General features: G+C 33.8%; 13 protein-coding genes, 1 other RNA gene and 2 pseudogenes. 9 read left to right on the top strand and 7 right to left on the bottom strand.

The genetic code is table 11. The annotated features are described in order from the left end of the window. Positions 1-323: 323 nt before the first annotated feature. The 5 genes and pseudogenes from rny to G7034_RS02440 all read right to left on the bottom strand — a co-directional run bounded on the left by rny (position 324) and on the right by G7034_RS02440 (position 4,203). Positions 324-1,889, bottom strand: a complete 1,566-nt coding sequence (gene rny / locus G7034_RS02460) for a ribonuclease Y (RefSeq protein WP_166399369.1) — start codon at positions 1,887-1,889, stop codon at positions 324-326. 53 nt (positions 1,890-1,942) lie between these two features. Beyond that, positions 1,943-2,051: non-coding RNA, 6S RNA (gene ssrS, locus G7034_RS02455), on the bottom strand. Between the two features lie 57 nt (positions 2,052-2,108). Further along, on the bottom strand, positions 2,109-2,399 hold the full coding sequence (locus G7034_RS02450) for a cell division protein ZapA (protein WP_166399368.1): 291 nt from the start codon (positions 2,397-2,399) through the stop codon (positions 2,109-2,111). Then, positions 2,399-2,689, bottom strand: coding sequence for a hypothetical protein (locus tag G7034_RS02445; RefSeq protein WP_166399367.1), 291 nt, complete (start codon positions 2,687-2,689; stop codon positions 2,399-2,401). The genes G7034_RS02450 and G7034_RS02445 overlap by 1 nt, the downstream gene beginning before the upstream one ends. Before the next feature lie 473 nt (positions 2,690-3,162). Further along, positions 3,163-4,203: pseudogene (locus tag G7034_RS02440) on the bottom strand (IS5 family transposase). Between the two features lie 106 nt (positions 4,204-4,309). Between G7034_RS02440 and G7034_RS02435 the strand changes: the two are divergent. The 3 genes from G7034_RS02435 to G7034_RS02425 all read left to right on the top strand — a co-directional run bounded on the left by G7034_RS02435 (position 4,310) and on the right by G7034_RS02425 (position 8,356). Then, on the top strand, positions 4,310-4,561 hold the full coding sequence (locus tag G7034_RS02435) for a T9SS type A sorting domain-containing protein (protein WP_166399366.1): 252 nt from the start codon (positions 4,310-4,312) through the stop codon (positions 4,559-4,561). A gap of 95 nt (positions 4,562-4,656) precedes the next feature. Then, positions 4,657-6,441, top strand: coding sequence for a T9SS type A sorting domain-containing protein (locus G7034_RS02430; protein ID WP_166399365.1), 1,785 nt, complete (start codon positions 4,657-4,659; stop codon positions 6,439-6,441). A 130-nt stretch (positions 6,442-6,571) separates the two neighbouring features. Further along, complete coding sequence (locus G7034_RS02425) at positions 6,572-8,356, top strand: T9SS type A sorting domain-containing protein (RefSeq protein ID WP_166399364.1); 1,785 nt, start codon at positions 6,572-6,574, stop codon at positions 8,354-8,356. Between the two features lie 181 nt (positions 8,357-8,537). Here G7034_RS02425 and G7034_RS02420 read toward each other — a convergent pair whose 3' ends face one another. Together G7034_RS02420 and G7034_RS02415 are read right to left on the bottom strand one after the other, a co-directional pair. Beyond that, positions 8,538-8,828 (bottom strand): helix-turn-helix domain-containing protein, encoded by a 291-nt coding sequence (locus tag G7034_RS02420; RefSeq protein ID WP_166399363.1) that lies wholly within the window; start codon positions 8,826-8,828, stop codon positions 8,538-8,540. Continuing rightward, positions 8,818-9,173, bottom strand: a pseudogene (locus G7034_RS02415) (type II toxin-antitoxin system RelE/ParE family toxin). Before G7034_RS02415 ends, G7034_RS02420 begins: the two are co-directional and overlap by 11 nt. A 188-nt stretch (positions 9,174-9,361) precedes the next feature. Between G7034_RS02415 and G7034_RS02410 the strand changes: the two are divergent. The 6 genes from G7034_RS02410 (at position 9,362) to G7034_RS02385 (ending at position 17,841) form a co-directional block, all read left to right on the top strand. Beyond that, positions 9,362-10,594 carry a M48 family metallopeptidase gene (locus G7034_RS02410; protein WP_166399362.1) on the top strand — a complete coding sequence of 411 codons (1,233 nt, stop codon included), beginning with the start codon at positions 9,362-9,364 and terminating at the stop codon, positions 10,592-10,594. Positions 10,595-10,616: 22 nt separating this feature from the next. After that, on the top strand, positions 10,617-12,827 hold the full coding sequence (locus G7034_RS02405) for a RelA/SpoT family protein (RefSeq protein WP_166399361.1): 2,211 nt from the start codon (positions 10,617-10,619) through the stop codon (positions 12,825-12,827). 16 nt (positions 12,828-12,843) lie between these two features. Continuing rightward, entirely contained in the window at positions 12,844-13,296 is a 453-nt protein-coding gene (locus G7034_RS02400) for a Fur family transcriptional regulator (protein WP_166399360.1), read from the top strand. 6 nt (positions 13,297-13,302) lie between these two features. Beyond that, positions 13,303-14,589: an adenylosuccinate synthase gene (locus tag G7034_RS02395; RefSeq protein ID WP_166399359.1), complete on the top strand. Its 1,287-nt coding sequence runs from the start codon at positions 13,303-13,305 to the stop codon at positions 14,587-14,589. Between the two features lie 328 nt (positions 14,590-14,917). Next, positions 14,918-16,663 (top strand): OstA-like protein, encoded by a 1,746-nt coding sequence (locus G7034_RS02390; protein ID WP_166399380.1) that lies wholly within the window; start codon positions 14,918-14,920, stop codon positions 16,661-16,663. After that, positions 16,663-17,841, top strand: a complete 1,179-nt coding sequence (locus G7034_RS02385) for an aspartate aminotransferase family protein (protein ID WP_166399358.1) — start codon at positions 16,663-16,665, stop codon at positions 17,839-17,841. The genes G7034_RS02390 and G7034_RS02385 overlap by 1 nt, the downstream gene beginning before the upstream one ends. The last annotated feature ends 68 nt before the right edge of the window (positions 17,842-17,909 follow it).

Here is a 17,909-nt window from a genome sequence, read left to right as displayed (position 1 = left end):
TTACTTTTTTACTCCGCAATATCCAGATATTACGTCTTAAAAAAGTTCGTATCTTACTATTTAAAACAGTTTTGACAAAGTGAGAATAATCGAACACAGGTTAATAGTATTTGTGATAGTGCAAACAAAATTGAATAAGAATGTGATTTTGAATTGTCCTTAAAAAGCGTCAACCTTTTTTAAGACGACTTAGTGATTTTTCAAACAATAACAAGTATAAGAAGCATTTAATTCGGTTTACTTATAAGTTGGTTAGTAGCATCAAAAAAAAATGCTAGTTGTTTTAAACAACTAGCATTAATTAGTTTATCAACCATTAATTTTTATTTCGCTACATTAATGGCTCGTGTTTCTCTAATTACGGTAATTTTAACCTGTCCTGGATAAGTCATATCGGTTTGTATTTTTTGAGAAATTTCAAATGAAAGTGCAGCTGCTTTTTCATCATTTACTTTTTCGCAATCAACAATAACTCTTAATTCTCTTCCAGCCTGAATAGCATAGGCTTTTTTCACTCCGTTAAAACCAAACGCAATATCTTCAAGTTCTTTAAGTCGTTTTACATAAGAATCTAGCACTTGCCTTCTTGCGCCAGGACGTGCACCGCTAATAGCATCACAAACTTGAATAAGTGGCGAAATGAGCGAGTTCATTTCAATTTCGTCGTGGTGAGCACCAATGGCATTGCAAACCTCAGCTTTTTCTCCGTATTTTTCGGCCCATTGCATTCCTAAAATTGCGTGCGGTGTTTCGGTTTCCGTCTCTGGTACTTTTCCAATATCGTGAAGTAGTCCAGCGCGTTTAGCAAGTTTGGCATTCAAACCTAATTCAGAGGCCATAATACCACATAATTTCGCTACTTCTCTAGAGTGTTGTAACAGGTTTTGGCCATAAGAACTTCGGTACTTCATTCTACCCACAAGTCTAACCAATTCTGGGTGTAAACCATGAATTCCCAAATCTATAATGGTACGTTTACCAATATCTACAATTTCGTCTTCAATTTGTTTTTGCGTTTTCTTAACTACTTCTTCAATTCTTGCAGGATGAATTCTTCCGTCGGTAACTAAGCGGTGTAAAGATAATCTTGCAACCTCTCTTCGTACAGCGTCAAAACAAGATAAGATAATAGCTTCAGGGGTGTCATCAACAATTATTTCAACACCAGTTGCTGCTTCAATGGCGCGAATGTTTCTTCCTTCACGACCAATAATTCTTCCTTTAACATCGTCACTTTCTAAGTTAAAGACAGATACACAATTATCGATAGCCTCTTCTGTGCCTACGCGTTGAATGGTATTAATAACAATTTTCTTCGCTTCTTGTTGAGCAGTTAACTTTGCTTCTTCTACGGTGTCTTGTATTAGTGACATCGCTTCAGATTTAGCGGTTTCCTCAATAGATTCCATTAGCCTTTCCTTGGCTTCTTCTGCGCTTAAACCACTAATTACCTCTAGTTGCTTTATTTTATTCTGAAGAATTTTATCGACCTCTATTTGCTTTTTTTCTATAATTGTAATTCGATGACTAAAATCTTCCTCTTTAGCTTCTAGCGATTTATTGAGTTTTAGGTTTTTTGATAATTCGCTTGAAAGTTTAGACTCTTTATCTTTAATTCTTTTCTCCGTATCAGCAATTTTTTTATCTTTAGAATTAATCACCTTTTCATGTTCAGCTTTTAATTCAATAAACTTTTCTTTGGCTTGAAGAATTTTGTCTTTTTTTATGCTTTCACCTTCTTTTTCAGCTTCTTTTAAAATTTGTTTGGCTTCTTTTTCCGCGGAGCTTAAAGTTCCGGTAGCTTTGTTTTTTTCAATATTTTTATTGATAATAAACCCTATTAGCAAGCCAATAAGTAAAGCTACAATTGCAATTATTACAGTTTCCATTTTTTTGTTTTTTGTTATAAAAAAAGCCTGTATTAGTTAACTGTTTTTGAAATAAACTCCGTAAAAACAGGTTTAGGGCTACACAACTGGTCAAGAATCCACTACAAAGGAGGCTTGCTTTTGCAATTGTAACTCACCCTTTTTAATTGTAAAGTGTTGAGTTTATCAAATATAAAACTAATACAGGCAGTAAATTAATACTTATGTTAAGAACGTTTTTTAATTTAAATTATTTTCGACTAACCTATTTAAATCTTTTAATTTATTAGTAATATCAACTTTAGTTTCATTGTTTATCTTTCCTAAACTTTCAAGTTGATTGGCGAATTGTAACGCACACATGGCTAACACATCTTGTTTGTCTCTAACGGCATAACTTTGCTCATATTTTTTCATCATGGAGTTAATTTCTTTGGCGGCTTTCCTTAAGCTTTCTTCTTGTTCAGGGAATATACTTAATGGATATACACGATCTCCAATTGATATTTTTATCTTGAGCTTTTCTTTCATTAATCAGCCAATTGCACTATACATTCATCAATTTCTCTAATTAAACTATTTATTTTTAGTTTAGTCTCTCTTTTATTTTCCTTACTGCCTAAAATAGCATTTGCAGTTTTTAATGTTCTAATTTCTTTTTTTAAAACATCAATTTGTGTTAGAAGCTCTTTGTTGTATTGTTTTGTATTGCTTAATTCCTCTTCCAACAATCGGAAATTGCTCACCAATTGTTTGTTTTTACTGAAGAGCTTTTTAAGATTAATTTCAAGTAAATCAATATGTTGTAAAGCCTCTTTCATCTATTGCTAATCAAATACTATCCCTGCAAAGTTAACATTAGTTTTTTAATGATGCAATGATTTAGTCAAAATACCATAAAACCTTTTTTAGTAGTTCATATGTTTGCTTAGATAAATGCGCTTTTTTATTACGATTTAGGGAAGATAATACCTTTAAAAGTTTAACTAGCAATTTCGGATATTATTAGCATTTATCAATTGAACTAACCGCAAAAAAACTCCTTTTTCTGCCTGTATTTCAGCTTAACTCAATGACCTCCGGCAAAGGCAGGTTAACCTTTAAGTTTCTAAAAATACCAAAATTTTCGGACTGTCTGACTGCCGCAGGTAGGCAGGTTTTCAAGACCGTTGCATAATTAACATGGTTTTCTTTTTTCTTTCTTTTAATGCTTAATTTTTTATTTTTTAGCCGTTTTTTTTATTTTTTCTTGATTTTTGGTCATCACAACTCCCTTTTTTAGTCTATTTTTCTCTTAAATTTTACAATTGGACGCAATTATCCCTGGACTTCGGTATAAATTGTATGAGGTTGCTTCCATCAGATTTTGAGTATGCATTTTAGCGATTCCTCTATATCTTGCTACTCCTCCAAAAAACCACCTTTTAATTCCTCCAAAAGTACGCTCTACTTTAAATCTTGTTTTACCAACAAGCTTGTTAAATTTTTTCTCCCATCGAGTCAATGGTTTATTCTTTTTTGCTTTTTTTAAGATATGATTTTTGAGTTTCCTTTGTTTTAATAGCTCTTCGTTTTTCTTGGATTGATAACCTTTGTCTGCTTTTAGTGGTATGTTTTCTGGCAAGTCAGAGGCATCTAAGACTTCTTCTAAATTGCTAATTTCATTTGTACTAGCTTTAGTGGTTACTACTCCTAAGACTAAACCTTCTTCGTCTGTCAAATAATGCTTTTTGTAAGCCTACCTAAATTTACCCCCTTTCTTTAATCATGAAGCTTCTTTATCTACACTATCTGGGTAATCTTTTTCCACTTTTACCTCTTGCTGATCTTCTCTGTCTTTGGTAACATTAAAGTTAGTTTTTCCTTTAGGTCTTAAAGGAGTATCGACTACACTAGCATCTACTAGAACTCCTTTTTTAATAATAATTTGATGAGCTTTTAATTGGGCATTAATTTCTTTAAATAAAGGTTCAAATGCATTGGCTTTAGTCATTGCTGTTCTAAATCTACTAAGGCTACTATGATCTGGAGCAATTTGATCAATGTTTAGCCCACAAAAGTAACTAAAAGAGATACTGTCATTTACTCTATCTTCTACTTCGTAATCGCTTAATCCATACCAAGTTTGAAGCAAACACATCTTGAATAAAAGCAGCCCATCGTAACTAGGGGTACCAACGGCACTTTTTCCTTTTTTGTAATGCTTGTCTATCACTTTACTAATTTTATCCCAATCTAAAAGAGCATCTATTTGGGTGAAAAATGTTTTTTTAATCTTTCTTGTGCGTAAATCACAAATACTATCGGCAAGAGTAGGGTTTTTATGTGCTTTCATAATGTAAATATAATACTTAATTCGCTGTATTGCAACATATTAAACCTTTATTTTTTTCTTGTTTTTAGCATTTCTTCCTTGCAAGGGTCTTAGTTTACGTCACTTAATGCGACCTGCGCCAAGTGAGCAACTCATTAACTTTAAAGCCTATCCTAATCCTGTCAAAGCGCATACCCAAGTGGCTTATGAATTAGAACTGGAAGATCAAGCTTTTGAGGGTGGTGAACTGCGTCTATATTCCATAGCGGGTAACCTGCTTGAAAGTCGTGGTCTTAAGCGAGCCCAAGGCGTTGAAGAGTTCAACTTGAGCCATTTAGCACCCGGTAAATATATTTTTTGTATTTTTACACAAAGGTAAGCGCATCAACCAACAGGTTTTAATTAAAGAATAAACAATTAACTTTAGCGTGTTTGGGTGGAAAAGCTCAAACACGCTTTTAAATACAAAAAACTATGCAATTCATAAAAATTACTTTTTTATTATTTTTAGTTAGTAGCTTTTCTACCACAGCCCAAGACAAAGACTGGCAATGGGCTAAACGCGGAGGCGGAAACATAAGCCTAACCTCTGGGAGTGTCACTAACACAACAGGAAGAGAACGAGTGAAAGAAGTTGCTGTGGATAGCGAGAATAATTATTATTTTCTTGCTGAAGTAGGCAGTAGTAATGTTGATTATGACGGAGAAAGTGTGACGACTTATGGAGATAACCTAGGCTATAAAAACATTTTTGTCTTTTCTACCAACTGTGAAGGAGAATTGAGATGGAAAAAATCGATTGGAGGAGGGTTTAATGATTTTGCTAATTCCATTAAAATTGATGAGAATGATAATATTTATGTTGCAGGTAAAACAATTAATACAGCTACCCACACGCCTGTACATTTTGATAATGATACTATAAAAGCATCAGCAATGTCGAGCGGTATTTTTGATGAATCAAAAAAAGGCGCTTTTATCATAAAATACAATCAAGAAGGAGATTTTCAATGGTTAGTTGAACCTGAAGCAGGATATGAAAATGCTGCTGGAACCTCATTGCGACTTTATGTTGAACCTAACGGTAATCTGCACTACTTAATGTTTTTTAGGCAAGGTACACATTTAGATGGTCAAGTTGTGGTGGATAGTGATAACGACCCACAAACAGCCATACTTAGGTATGACACTGACGGTAATTTACTAAGTCACATCCTCTTAGATATGTTTCATGCCGAAATAGGAGGGTACGACTACCAATTTGTTTATGATTCCAATTTATCAAGGTACTACATTGCGGATACTAAACGTAACTCTAGTGATGTAATTAGTATCAATGGTTTTGGTTTAGACTCAGGTACACAAAAAGGCTTTTATTTAGCCGCTTTAGAAGAAGACGGGGAGGTCATCTGGTATCACGAAAGTTCTATATCCAACAGCTGGACTTTAGGTGACATACAGCTTGACACTAACGGTGATATTTATTTTACAGGATTAGCAAATAGCGGTACAGTCAATACAGATTCTTTTGCAGGTTTTGACTTTATTTTTGGCGGTAGTACAGATAATAGAGTTCCTTTTTTACTTAAGTTAAATAGTGATGGAGAATTGATATGGGGGACAAATGCTGATCTTAGTAATCGCTATCCAGGAAGAAGTATTGCTTTAGCTGGTGATGATGTGTATGTAGGTTTAGGAATGTATTATAATGAGTGGGATGATTTAATTATCGACGGTATTCAAGCCGGTGGACAAGTTCCAGACCCTACTATTTTACGTTTTAACGCCTCTTCTGGTAGTTTGCAAGAAGTCATCCGCATGCCCGATAATGTTTCTGGTCAAGATGAGATTATGAGTATTGCCCTAGATTTAAGTGGGAATATTGTTATGGGAGGACATTTTTCTAGCACCTTGCTTTCTAGTCACTCTCTACCAACACTGTTTAAAAATGGTGGCGACAGTGACTTTTTTATTGCTAAATACGGTACAGATGATTGCACCTTTAGTACCGCAGATTTTACTCCCACACCAACATCAATTAAAATGTACCCAAATCCCGCTAATAATCAAGTGTTTTTTGAAAGTGATTTAGCTTTGGAGCAGGTAAAAGTCTTTAATATTACTGGCAAACAAGTCTTACAAGCTAACTTAAGCCAAAACAATAACATACAAGTCAATGACCTAGCAAAAGGAATTTACTTAGTACAAATACAAACCCAAAATGGACAAGTAGAAACAAGAAAGTTGGTGGTGGAGTAGAAAGACAAAAGCCCCTCCCTAGCCCTCCCCCATTGGGGAGGGGAATAATTGAAAACAAAAAACAGACAACCGAAAACAGACAACCGAAAACAGATAACAGATAACAGAAAACAGAAAACCGAAAAAAACTATGCAATTCATAAAAATTACTTTTTTATTATTTTTAATTAGTAGCTTTTCTACCACAGCCCAAGACAAAGACTGGCAATGGGCTAAACGCGGAGGCGGAAACATAAGCCTAACCTCTGGAAGTGTTATTTACAGCACGGGAAGAGAACGAGTGAAAGAAGTTGCTGTAGATAGCGAGAATAATTATTATTTTCTTGCTGAAGTAGGCAGTAGTAATGTTGATTATGACGGAGAAAGTGTGACGACTTATGGAGATAATCTAGGCTATAAAAATATTTTTGTCTTTTCTACCAACTGTGAAGGAGAATTGAGATGGAAAAAAAGCATTGGAGGAGGTTTTCATGACTTAGCAAATTCTATTAAAATAGACACTAACGATAATGTTTATGTTACTGGCAAAACCATCAATTTAAGTAATCATACTCCTGTTCACTTTGACACCGACTCAATTAAAAATCCAGCACCACAAAGTGGTACACTTACAGAATCATTCAAAGGTGCTTTTGTTATAAAATATAATAAAGACGGTGATTTTCAATGGCTAGTAGAGCCTGAAGGAGCTGTAAGCTCTGCTTTCAATAGTGCGGTAATGGCAATGGATATTGATGACAATAACAACATTCACACTTTACTATATTTAGTTACAGGAACACATTTAGATGGGCAAGTAGAAGTAGAAGCAGATGATTCACAAACTGCTATAGCTAAGTTTGATGAAAATGGTATTTTACTTGATTACACGCTTATTGATTTACAACCAGGAACAAATGGACCTTACGACTACCAATTTGTTTATGATTCCAATTTATCGAGGTACTACATTGCGGATACTAAACGTAACTCTAGTGATGTAATTAGCATTAATGGATTTGGGGAAGACTCAGGTACACAAAAGGCATTTTATTTAGCCGCTTTAGAAGAAGACGGGGAGGTCATCTGGTATAAAGAAAATGTAATATCTAATGGTTGGTCTTTAGGAGATATTCAACTTGACAGTAATGGAAATATTTATTTTACTGGCGCAGGTTCAAGCACTTCTAATGAGAATGACTTTTTTGCTGGTCATGAATTTGAGATTACTTTTGTTTCTAGTGTTGGTACTCCTTTTTTAATCAAGCTTAATAGTGATGGTGAGTTAATCTGGGGAACAAACGCTGAAATTTCAACTCGTTTTCCTGGACGTAGCATTGCAATTGATGGGGATGATGTATATCTAGGCTTAGGCATGTTTTATAGTGAGTGGGATGATTTAATTATCGACGGTATTCAAGCCGGTGGACAAGTTCCAGACCCTACTATTTTACGTTTTAACACAACTACAGGAAGCTTGCAGGAAGTCATCCGCATGCCCGATAATGTTTCTGGTCAAGATGAGATTATGAGTATTGCCCTAGATTTGAGTGGGAATATTGTTATGGGAGGACATTTTTCTAGCACCTTGCTTTCTAGTCATTCTCTACCTACTTTATTTAAAAATGGTGGCGATAGTGACTTTTTTATTGCTAAATACGGTACAGATGATTGCACCTTTAGTACCGCAGATTTTACTCCCACACCAACATCAATTAAAATGTACCCAAATCCCGCTAATAATCAAGTATTTTTTGAAAGTGATTTAGCTCTAGAACAGGTAAAAGTCTTTAGTATTACTGGCAAACAAGTCTTACAAGCTAACTTAAGTCAAAACAATAACATACAAGTCAGTGACCTAGCAAAAGGAATTTACTTAGTACAAATACAAACCCAAAACGGACAAGTAGAAACAAGAAAGTTGGTGGTGGAGTAGAAGAGCCCATCCCCTAAACCCTTCCCACAGGGAAGGGGGAAACAGACAACCGAAAACAGACAACCGAAAAACAGACAACCGAAAACAGACAACAGACATCCTAAAACCGAAAAAAACTATGCAATTCATAAAAATTACTTTTTTATTATTTTTAGTTAGTAGCTTTACTACCACGTATTTTCTAGAGTTTGATTGAAATATTCACTTTCCCGCCAAGTCCTTTCTCAACGATATCAAATAAGGTTTTTAAAGTCAGATTACTCCCGTTATTTTCAACTCTTGATATATAAGTTCTCTTTTTATCAATTAGAACACCGAGTTGCTCTTGAGTCAATTTTTTTTCTTCTCGGGCATTTCGTAATAGTAAACCTATTTTAAAAGATTCAAAATCCCTATCTAATTCATCTCTGCGTTCAGTTCCTTTTTTTCCGTAAACACTGTCTTTTATGTCTTTCCAACTTTTAGTTTCCATTTTCTTTGTTTTTTTGTTCGTAATATTCTTTCATTAATCGCACTGCTTTATCGATTTCTTTTTTCGGAGTTTTCTGCGTCTTTTTTACAAATCCGTTTAAAAGAATGACTAGCTTTCCTTTGTCGAAAAGCAAAAAACTCGCCAAATATTCGAACCTAATTTTATTCGAGCTTCAAATAATCCTTTGTGAGTTTTCATCGGTGCCAGATATGTCTTCGGAACGTGTTGATAAGTTTCGATTATTTCAATGACCTTAAATATCTTATCTTGTACTTTTTTCGGTTGAGCAAGCAAGAACTTCTCGAAATAATCTTTATACTGTATTACTTGCCTAACTTTTTCCATTTGGCAAAGGTAACTTTAAAGTTACTATTTTAAAAATATTTTTTAATGTAATTTTAATTCGAATTTTTATTTCAGTATGTGGTATAAATACCTCATATCAGTAATTTCAAACAATAGCTGGTATTATTTTTAACCCAATTTAGGGTAAAATACTTATTATTCTTACTTTGCAAAAAAAATAATAAGAAATGTCATCAAGTCTATTGTTCTGGATTATAATTGTAATTATACTGGTAGAATATGCAATTCAATTAATTGTAGATACTGTAAATGCAAAACATTTTTATGATCAGTTACCCAATGAGGTAGCAGATGTTTTTGACGAGGACGAATATAAAAAATCACAAGCTTATAAATTAACATATCATAAGTTTGGGCAGTTAAAGGGAATTTTAAGCTTATTCATTTTATTGAGTCTGTTGTTTTTTGACGGTTTTGCCTTTATAGATGATTGGCTAAGACAAAAATTAGATAATGAAATATTGATTAGTTTAAGTTTTTTTGGTATTTTGTATTTTGCTAATGAAGTCATTCAACTTCCGTTTTCATATTACTCTACTTTTGTTATCGAAGAAAAATTCGGCTTTAATAAAACTACACTACAAACCTTTATCTTCGATAAAATCAAATCCTGGTTTCTTGTCATTGTAGTTGGAGGAGGGGTTTTGGCATTATTACAGTGGTTTTATTTAACCTATCCCTCTAACTTTTGGTGGTACGCTTGGTTGTTTATCATTGCTTTCAGCTTGCTTATAAATTTATTCTATGCACAATTAATTGTTCCTCTTTTTAATAAACAGACCCCACTACAAGATGGCAAACTAAAAGATAAAATTGAAGCCTATGCACAACAGGTTCAATTTCAAATTCAAAATATTTTTGTCATTGATGGCTCCAAAAGAAGCACAAAAGCAAATGCTTATTTTTCTGGTTTTGGAAAGCAAAAAAGAATTACCTTGTATGATACGCTGATGAATGATTTATCTGAAGATGAAGTAGTGGCGGTTTTGGCGCATGAGGTTGGTCATTATAAACACAAGCACATTATTTACAATTTAGTTTTGTCAAGTTTATTAACTGGATTAACACTTTACCTACTTTCCTTAATGCTTAATGAACCTATTTTTAGTGAAGCAATTAATGTGAGTCAACCAAGTTTTCATATCGGGTTATTGGTTTTCGGCTTTTTATACGGGCCAGTTTCCACAATTACAGGGATAGTTATGAATTTACTTTCTAGAAAATTTGAATACCAAGCAGATAATTACGCGCAAAAAACCCATGAATCAAAACACCTTATTAATGCCCTCAAAAAATTGAATAAAAAGAGTTTGAGCAACCTAACACCTCATCCGTATAACGTTTTTATTAATTACTCACACCCTCCTTTAAAAGATCGCATTAAAAATTTGCTAAGTTAAAATGAATGCTTATTTTTAAACTATGGAATTAACAGAAGAATTTATCACTGAAGAAAATAAACGAATTGCAGCCGAGTATAAAAAATTACTCAGTATAAGCTACCGCACCCTGTCTGACGATGATAAAGTGATGATTCGTCGTGCTTTTGAAACAGCTCTTGAAGCTCATAAAGAACAGCGAAGAAAATCTGGTGAAGCTTATATTTTTCATCCTATTTCTGTAGCGCAAATTGTGGCTTCAGAAATTGGCTTAGACGCTACTTCAATTGCAGCCGCATTACTACATGATGTTGTAGAAGATACCCACTACACGCTAGCCGACTTAGAACAAATGTTTGGAGAAACAGTAGCTAAAATTGTAGATGGCTTGACCAAAATTTCCAATTTAAAAAAGGATGCAGATGTTTCTTTTCAAGCTGAAAACTTCAGAAAAATGTTGCTTACCCTTAATGATGATATACGGGTAATTATCATTAAAATAGCAGACCGTCTCCACAATATGCAAACCATGGATTCTATGCGAGGAGATAAGCAGGTGAAAATTGCTTCAGAAACATTGTATATCTATGCGCCGCTTGCTCACAGAATTGGACTGTATAATGTGAAAACTGAACTGGAAGATTTAAGTTTGAAATATACAGAGCCTGAAGTCTATAAAGATATAAAACAAAAATTAAAAGAATCTGAAGCAGACCGCGATGATTACATCAATAACTTCTCTGAAATTATTACTGAAGCCATTAATAAAGAAGGTATTGATTTTCAGTTGAAGGGGCGAACAAAATCGGTTTATTCAATTAGAAAAAAACTCGCCGCTCAAAATATCACTTTTGATGAAATCTATGATAAATTCGCTATTCGAATTATTTACGCATCTACTCCAGAAAATGAAAAATTCTTAGCTTGGAAAATTTACTCGATCGTTACCGATTATTTTAGGCCTAATCCAACCCGATTAAGAGATTGGATATCTTCACCTAAAACAACAGGTTACGAAGCCTTACACATTACGGTAATGGGGCCCGAGGGAAGGTGGGTTGAGGTTCAGATTAGAAGTGAACGAATGCACGAAATTGCAGAAAAAGGCTACGCAGCACATTACAAATATAAACATGGTGAAGACGAAGAAAAAGGAATAGAAGTTTGGTTAAACCGCTTACAAGATGCATTGGAAAATAACGACTTAAATGCCGTTGATTTTGTAGAGCAATTTAAACTTAACTTATATGCCAAAGAAATCTTTGTTTTTACTCCACAAGGCGATTTAAAATCGCTACCTAAAGGAGCAACGGCCTTAGACTTTGCCTTTTCAATTCACACCGATTTAGGCTTAACCACGCGTGGAGTTAAAGTAAATGGAAAACTAAAACCCCTTTCTCACACGCTAAAAAGTGGAGACCAAGTGGAGGTGATTACAAGCTCTACGGCTAAACCCACAAAAAATTGGTTAGATTTTACAACCACTGCAAAAGCAAGAAGCAAAATTAAATCGACCCTAAAAATCAAGCAAAATCAAATTGCCGAAGACGGAAAAGAAGTCTTGATAAGAAAACTAAAATCGCAACGCATTCAGTTGAATGAAAAAACAGAAACCGAGCTTATCCGATTTTTTAAGCTTCGAACAAGTCAAGACTTATTCTACAGAGTTGGAATAGGAACAATTGATAATACTGAAATTAAACGATTTGTCAATAACCGAAACAATGCTTTGGTTTCATTTTTCAAAAACAAAATTAAACGAGGTAGCACACCACAATATCAAAAAAGTGATGAGGTAACGCACAACTATGACCAACTGGTTTTTGGTGATGATGAAGATAAATTGAGCTATGAGTTGGCCAAATGTTGTAACCCTATTCCTGGCGATGATGTTTTTGGTTTTTTAACGGTTAATGAAGGGATTAAAGTACATAAAAACGATTGCCCCAATGCAATACAACTACAAAGTAATTATGCTTACAGAATTCTTAGGGCTAAATGGATTGACTCTTCGCAAGAAGAATTTACAGCAAAATTGAAACTAACTGGTTTAGACGATTTAGGTTTAATCAATCAAATTACATTAGTTATTTCAAAAAATTTAGGAGTGAATATGCAGAGTTTATCATTTGATAGTAAGCATGGAGTTTTTGAGGGATTCATTAGTCTTAAAGTGAAAAATAGAGGTATTTTGAAAAAGCTCATGCTAGAATTGAAAAAAATTAGTGGAATTGATAACATTACACGTGAATAAAACTTAAATTTGCAACATGGAAAAAGAAACCAAGCAAAATAATCAGGCCGTTGTTAAAAACGTGTTTACTAAGTTTTTAGAAGACAAAGGACATCGAAAAACACCTGAACGTTACGCCATTCTTCAAGAGATTTATGCTAAAGAGGAGCACTTTGATATTGAAACACTTTACATCTCTATGAAAAATAAAAATTATAGAGTGAGTAGAGCTACCCTTTACAATACTATAGATTTGTTGATGGAATGTGGCTTGGTAAGAAAACATCAGTTTGGAAATAATCAAGCACAATATGAAAAATCTTACTTTGATCGTCAACATGATCACGTAATCTTGACAGATACCTCCGAAGTGATTGAATTTTGTGATCCAAGAATTGAATCAATAAAAAAAACTATTGAAGAAGTTTTTGATATTAGTATAGACAAACATTCACTTTATTTTTACGGAACTAGAAATCAACCTAAATAAATATTTATGGCAATAGATTTGCTGTTAGGTCTTCAATGGGGAGACGAAGGAAAAGGAAAAATAGTAGATTATTTAACTAAAGAATACAATTTAATTGCGCGCTTTCAAGGCGGTCCCAATGCTGGTCATACCCTTGAATTTGATGGAATTAAACATGTTTTACACACCATACCTTCGGGTATTTTTCATAAAAATGCAACCAATTTGGTAGGAAACGGTGTTGTTATTGATCCTGTAATCTTTAAAAAAGAACTAGACAACCTAGCTCAATTTAATCTCGACCTTAAAAAAACACTTTTAATTTCAAGAAAAGCTCATATTATTTTACCTACCCATAGGCTTTTAGATGCGGCTTCAGAAACAGCTAAAGGAAAAGCTAAAATTGGCTCTACCCTAAAAGGTATTGGTCCAACTTATATGGATAAAACAGGTAGAAACGGAATACGAGTAGGAGATTTAGAACTTCCTAATTGGAAAGAAAAGTACAGAGCTTTGGCCAATAAGCATGAAGCGATGATTAAATTTTATAACGTTGATGTACAATATAATTTAGCTGAATTAGAGGTTGAATTTTTTGAAGCTGTTGAAGTGCTGAAATCACTCACTTTTATTGATTCTGAAGAGTATTTACAACAAGATATTCAAAAAGGAAGTAAAATTTTGGCCGAAGGTGCTCAGGGTTCTTTATTAGATATTGACTTTGGAACTTATCCCTACGTAACTTCTTCTAATACAACAGCCGCAGGAGCATGTACTGGATTAGGAGTAGCACCTAATCAAATTAATCAGGTTTACGGAATTTTTAAAGCCTACACTACGCGTGTAGGTAGCGGTCCTTTTCCTACCGAACTTTTTGATGAAGATGGTAAGAAAATGGCAAAAGTAGGTAACGAATTTGGGGCTACCACTGGAAGACCAAGACGCTGTGGATGGCTAGATTTAGTAGCCTTAAAATATGCTGTTCAAGTGAATGGAGTAACTCAGCTTATGATGATGAAAGCCGATGTGTTAAGTGGCTTTGAAGAACTTAAAGTATGTACCTCTTATCAATATAGAGGCGAAGAAATTTCTCATCTTCCGTTTACTTTAGAAGATGAAAGCTTAAAACCGATTTATACAACCTTTAAAGGATGGAAAGAAGACTTAACAAAGCAACGTGAAGCAACTACTATTCCAGCTGAATTAACTACTTATATCGATTTTATTGAAGAATTTTTACAAGTACCTATTAGTATCGTTTCTGTTGGACCAGATCGAACACAAACTATTTTAAGAAAAGAGGTTTTTGCTTAAGACTTTCGTTTTATATAAAAACAATTTTTTCGAGATACACCCAATAGAGGAAAATTCAATTTGAATTCTCCTCTATTTTATTTCGATTTTAATTTTATAATCCATCAAATGCTTGTAAGTTTTTTATTAGTGTAGGATTATATTCAATCAATTTAACAAGCGTTCTCATCAACTTCAACTAAGATTTAAACTATTTATAAGGGGTATTTTTATTCCTGACCCTTTAACTAATCAATAAGTTATATAAATCACATGCATTTCCTTAAAGAAATACTATTTCGCTCAGCTTTCATTATAAATGATTAATTTTGCAGAAAATATTAAAGTATTGAAATACTTCTCATTTATTATTGCGTTTTATTGTTTTAGCTTGATCTACGCTCAAGAACAGCAACCTATTCACTATGAAAGCGACAGGACTCGAATGGACGAGGAAAATTTTCCAGGTGCGTTTATATTTACTAAAGTAAAGAATCAAGTTTATTTTAATCATGAGGGCATTGAAGTTTGGTGTGATCAAGCACTTTTTTATAAGTCAGATGAGTTTTTTAAAGCTTATGGAAATGTGAAAATGATGCAAGGAGATACGATTACGCTTACCAGTAAATATGCTGAATACAATGGAACTACTCAATTTGCTTTTGCTAGTGAAGATGTGGTTTTAACCTCACCAAGTAATACCTTAGTTACCGATACACTTTTTTTTAATAGAGAAAAACAAGAGAGCTACTATAGAAGCGGTGGAAAAGTAAAAGATTCTACCAATACTATAAAAAGTATTGTTGGTAGATATTATATGGAAAGGGAAAAATATGCCTTCAGAGAAAACGTGGTAGTTACCAATCCTGATTATGAAATACATACCGATATTCTAGATTTTTATACCGATACAGGACACGCCTATTTGTACGGTCCTTCAATAATTACTGGCGAAGATTCTAAAATATACTGCGAAAAAGGCTTTTATGATACCCAATTAGACGAAGGTCATTTTCAGCAAAATGCGAGTATTGATTATGAAACTCGTAACCTGAAAGGCGATAGTATTTACTTTAGACAAATTGATAATTTTGCTTCTGCTACCAATAATATTAAAGTGACAGATACACTTAATAATTCGGTGGTTAAAGGCCATTATGCCGAAATGTATAAAGATGTAGATTCGCTTTTAATCACCAAAAACCCTATTGCTTCAAGTTTACAGGATAAAGATTCGGTGCATATAGCAAGCGATATATTAATGGTAACAGGCAAATCTGATCAACGAATTTTACGAGCTTTTAATGATGCCAGAATATTTAAAAAAGACCTTAGCGGAAAAGCAGATTCTATTTGGAGCAGTGAATCTAAAGGATTAACCAAAATGATAACCAATCCCATCTTATGGGCTGAAGAAAGTCAAATTACAGGAGATAGTATTCAATTAACTTCTCATCTAGAGACCAATAAAATAGACTCATTAAAAGTCTTTTATGATGCTTTTATGGTTATGAAAGACTCTATTGAAGGCTACAATCAGGTTAAAGGTAAAGAGATGTACGCGCTTTTTAATGAAGATAATCAGATGCATGAAGTCAATTTTGTAAAAAATACAGAAACTATTTATTATGTTAGAGAAGATGATGGTAATTTGGTTGGAATAGATAAGGCTTTATCTTCAGCAATAAAATTGAAGTTAGAAAATAATGAAATTCTAGACATTTATTATTTTGAAACTGTTGATAGTAATTTATACCCTGAAAATGAATTTCCTCCTAATTTTAGACGATTAAAAGGTTTTTTATGGAGAGGAGACGAAATGATTAGGTCTAAAGACGATTTATTTAAAGGCCGATCTGAAATTGAATTGGTTAAGATCAAAGGAATTAAAGACCCTGATTCAAATAAAGAAGAGGAAAATGGATTTTTTGAAACCAAGGATGGCGAGAGTTTAATTAACCCGCGTTCAAGTTTTGAAGAAGAAATTAATAGTGATGATGGAGAACGCCAACTAAAACCAAAGCTTAAGCCTAAAAAAGAACTCAAATCAAAAAAAGATATACAACTTCAGGAAAAGCCAAAGCCAGGTAATTGATGAAAAAAGATTTTTTAAACTTTCAAGCCCAAACAACACCACACCCACTTTTAGAAGAAGTGGTTGAAGCTAAAGGAAGTTACATTTACACTTCAGACGGAAAAGCACACCTTGATTTTGTAGCTGGAGTTTCGGCTTGTGGCTTAGGTCATCAACATCCTGCGGTTATCAAAGCCATCAAAAATCAGTTAGACAAGTACATGCATGTTATGGTTTATGGTGAATACGCACTTGCTCCTGCTGTGAAGTACTGCAAGCTTTTAGCTGAAAATTTACCACCTACTCTTCAAAGTACCTATTTAGTAAACAGTGGAACAGAAGCGATTGATGGTGCCATGAAACTTGCGCGGAGAGTTACTGGTAGAACACAAATTATAGCTGCTAAAAATGCCTATCATGGCAATTCTTATGGGGCGTTAAGTTTGATGGATTACAAGGAACGTACAACTCCTTTTGAACCTTTAGTAGGAGACATCACACATATAGAGTTTAATAACCCAGCTTGTTTCTCCGTAATCACTAAAAATACAGCCGCAGTAATTTTAGAAACTATTCAAGGTGGGGCAGGCTTTATTTTACCGCAAAAAGATTACTTAATTAATATCAAAAAGCGGTGTGAAGAAGTTGGTGCTTTGCTTATTTTGGATGAGATTCAGCCTGGTTTTGGTCGAACAGGAAAACTTTTTGGATTTGAGCACTTTGGTATAACCCCCGATATAGTAGTCATTGGAAAAGCCATGGCTTCTGGCTTACCTTGCGGAGCATTTATTTCTTCTTATGAATTAATGAATACACTTAGCCATCAACCTAAATTAGGACACATCACTACATTTGGAGGAAATCCAGTAATTGCAAGTGCCGCCTTAGCCACATTAAAATTCCTTCTTGAATCTCAACTTATAGAGCAAAGCTTAGTTAAAGAGCAATTGTTTAGGAGCCTTTTAAACCATCCATTAATTACCGAAATTAGAGGAAAAGGACTCATGTTAGCACTGATTTTTAATACTGAAGAACAGGCTAATCAGTTGGTTCTTAAAGCTAAGGAAGAAGGTTTAATTCTCTTTTGGCTTCTGTTTGAAAAAAAAGCTGTACGAATTTCTCCACCCCTAAACATTTCAAACGAAGAGATAAAGAAAGGATGTCAATTAATAATTCAAATTTTAAATCAATTCAACTAGAAGACCTGTTAATTAAATTGTTGATAAGATTTTCTTAGATAGACTCATTTATAATTAAAACTGAATTA

It is taken from the genome of Psychroflexus maritimus (assembly GCF_011089875.1).
Lineage (GTDB): Bacteria > Bacteroidota > Bacteroidia > Flavobacteriales > Flavobacteriaceae > Psychroflexus > Psychroflexus maritimus.
Note: the sequence above shows the minus strand (reverse complement) of the source record. Positions and strands in the feature narration are given on the sequence as shown.

What these genes read in the sequence shown, in the direction of transcription:
- G7034_RS02445 (WP_166399367.1), bottom strand. Translation starts at nt 2,689, where the DNA reads ATGAAAGAGGCTTTACAACATATTGATTTACTTGAAATTAATCTTAAA.
- rny (WP_166399369.1), bottom strand. Translation starts at nt 1,889, where the DNA reads ATGGAAACTGTAATAATTGCAATTGTAGCTTTACTTATTGGCTTGCTA.
- G7034_RS02425 (WP_166399364.1), top strand. Translation starts at nt 6,572, where the DNA reads ATGCAATTCATAAAAATTACTTTTTTATTATTTTTAATTAGTAGCTTT.
- G7034_RS02385 (WP_166399358.1), top strand. Translation starts at nt 16,663, where the DNA reads ATGAAAAAAGATTTTTTAAACTTTCAAGCCCAAACAACACCACACCCA.
- G7034_RS02430 (WP_166399365.1), top strand. Translation starts at nt 4,657, where the DNA reads ATGCAATTCATAAAAATTACTTTTTTATTATTTTTAGTTAGTAGCTTT.
- G7034_RS02400 (WP_166399360.1), top strand. Translation starts at nt 12,844, where the DNA reads ATGGAAAAAGAAACCAAGCAAAATAATCAGGCCGTTGTTAAAAACGTG.
- G7034_RS02405 (WP_166399361.1), top strand. Translation starts at nt 10,617, where the DNA reads ATGGAATTAACAGAAGAATTTATCACTGAAGAAAATAAACGAATTGCA.
- G7034_RS02420 (WP_166399363.1), bottom strand. Translation starts at nt 8,828, where the DNA reads ATGGAAACTAAAAGTTGGAAAGACATAAAAGACAGTGTTTACGGAAAA.
- G7034_RS02435 (WP_166399366.1), top strand. Translation starts at nt 4,310, where the DNA reads ATGCGACCTGCGCCAAGTGAGCAACTCATTAACTTTAAAGCCTATCCT.
- G7034_RS02410 (WP_166399362.1), top strand. Translation starts at nt 9,362, where the DNA reads ATGTCATCAAGTCTATTGTTCTGGATTATAATTGTAATTATACTGGTA.
- G7034_RS02450 (WP_166399368.1), bottom strand. Translation starts at nt 2,399, where the DNA reads ATGAAAGAAAAGCTCAAGATAAAAATATCAATTGGAGATCGTGTATAT.
- G7034_RS02395 (WP_166399359.1), top strand. Translation starts at nt 13,303, where the DNA reads ATGGCAATAGATTTGCTGTTAGGTCTTCAATGGGGAGACGAAGGAAAA.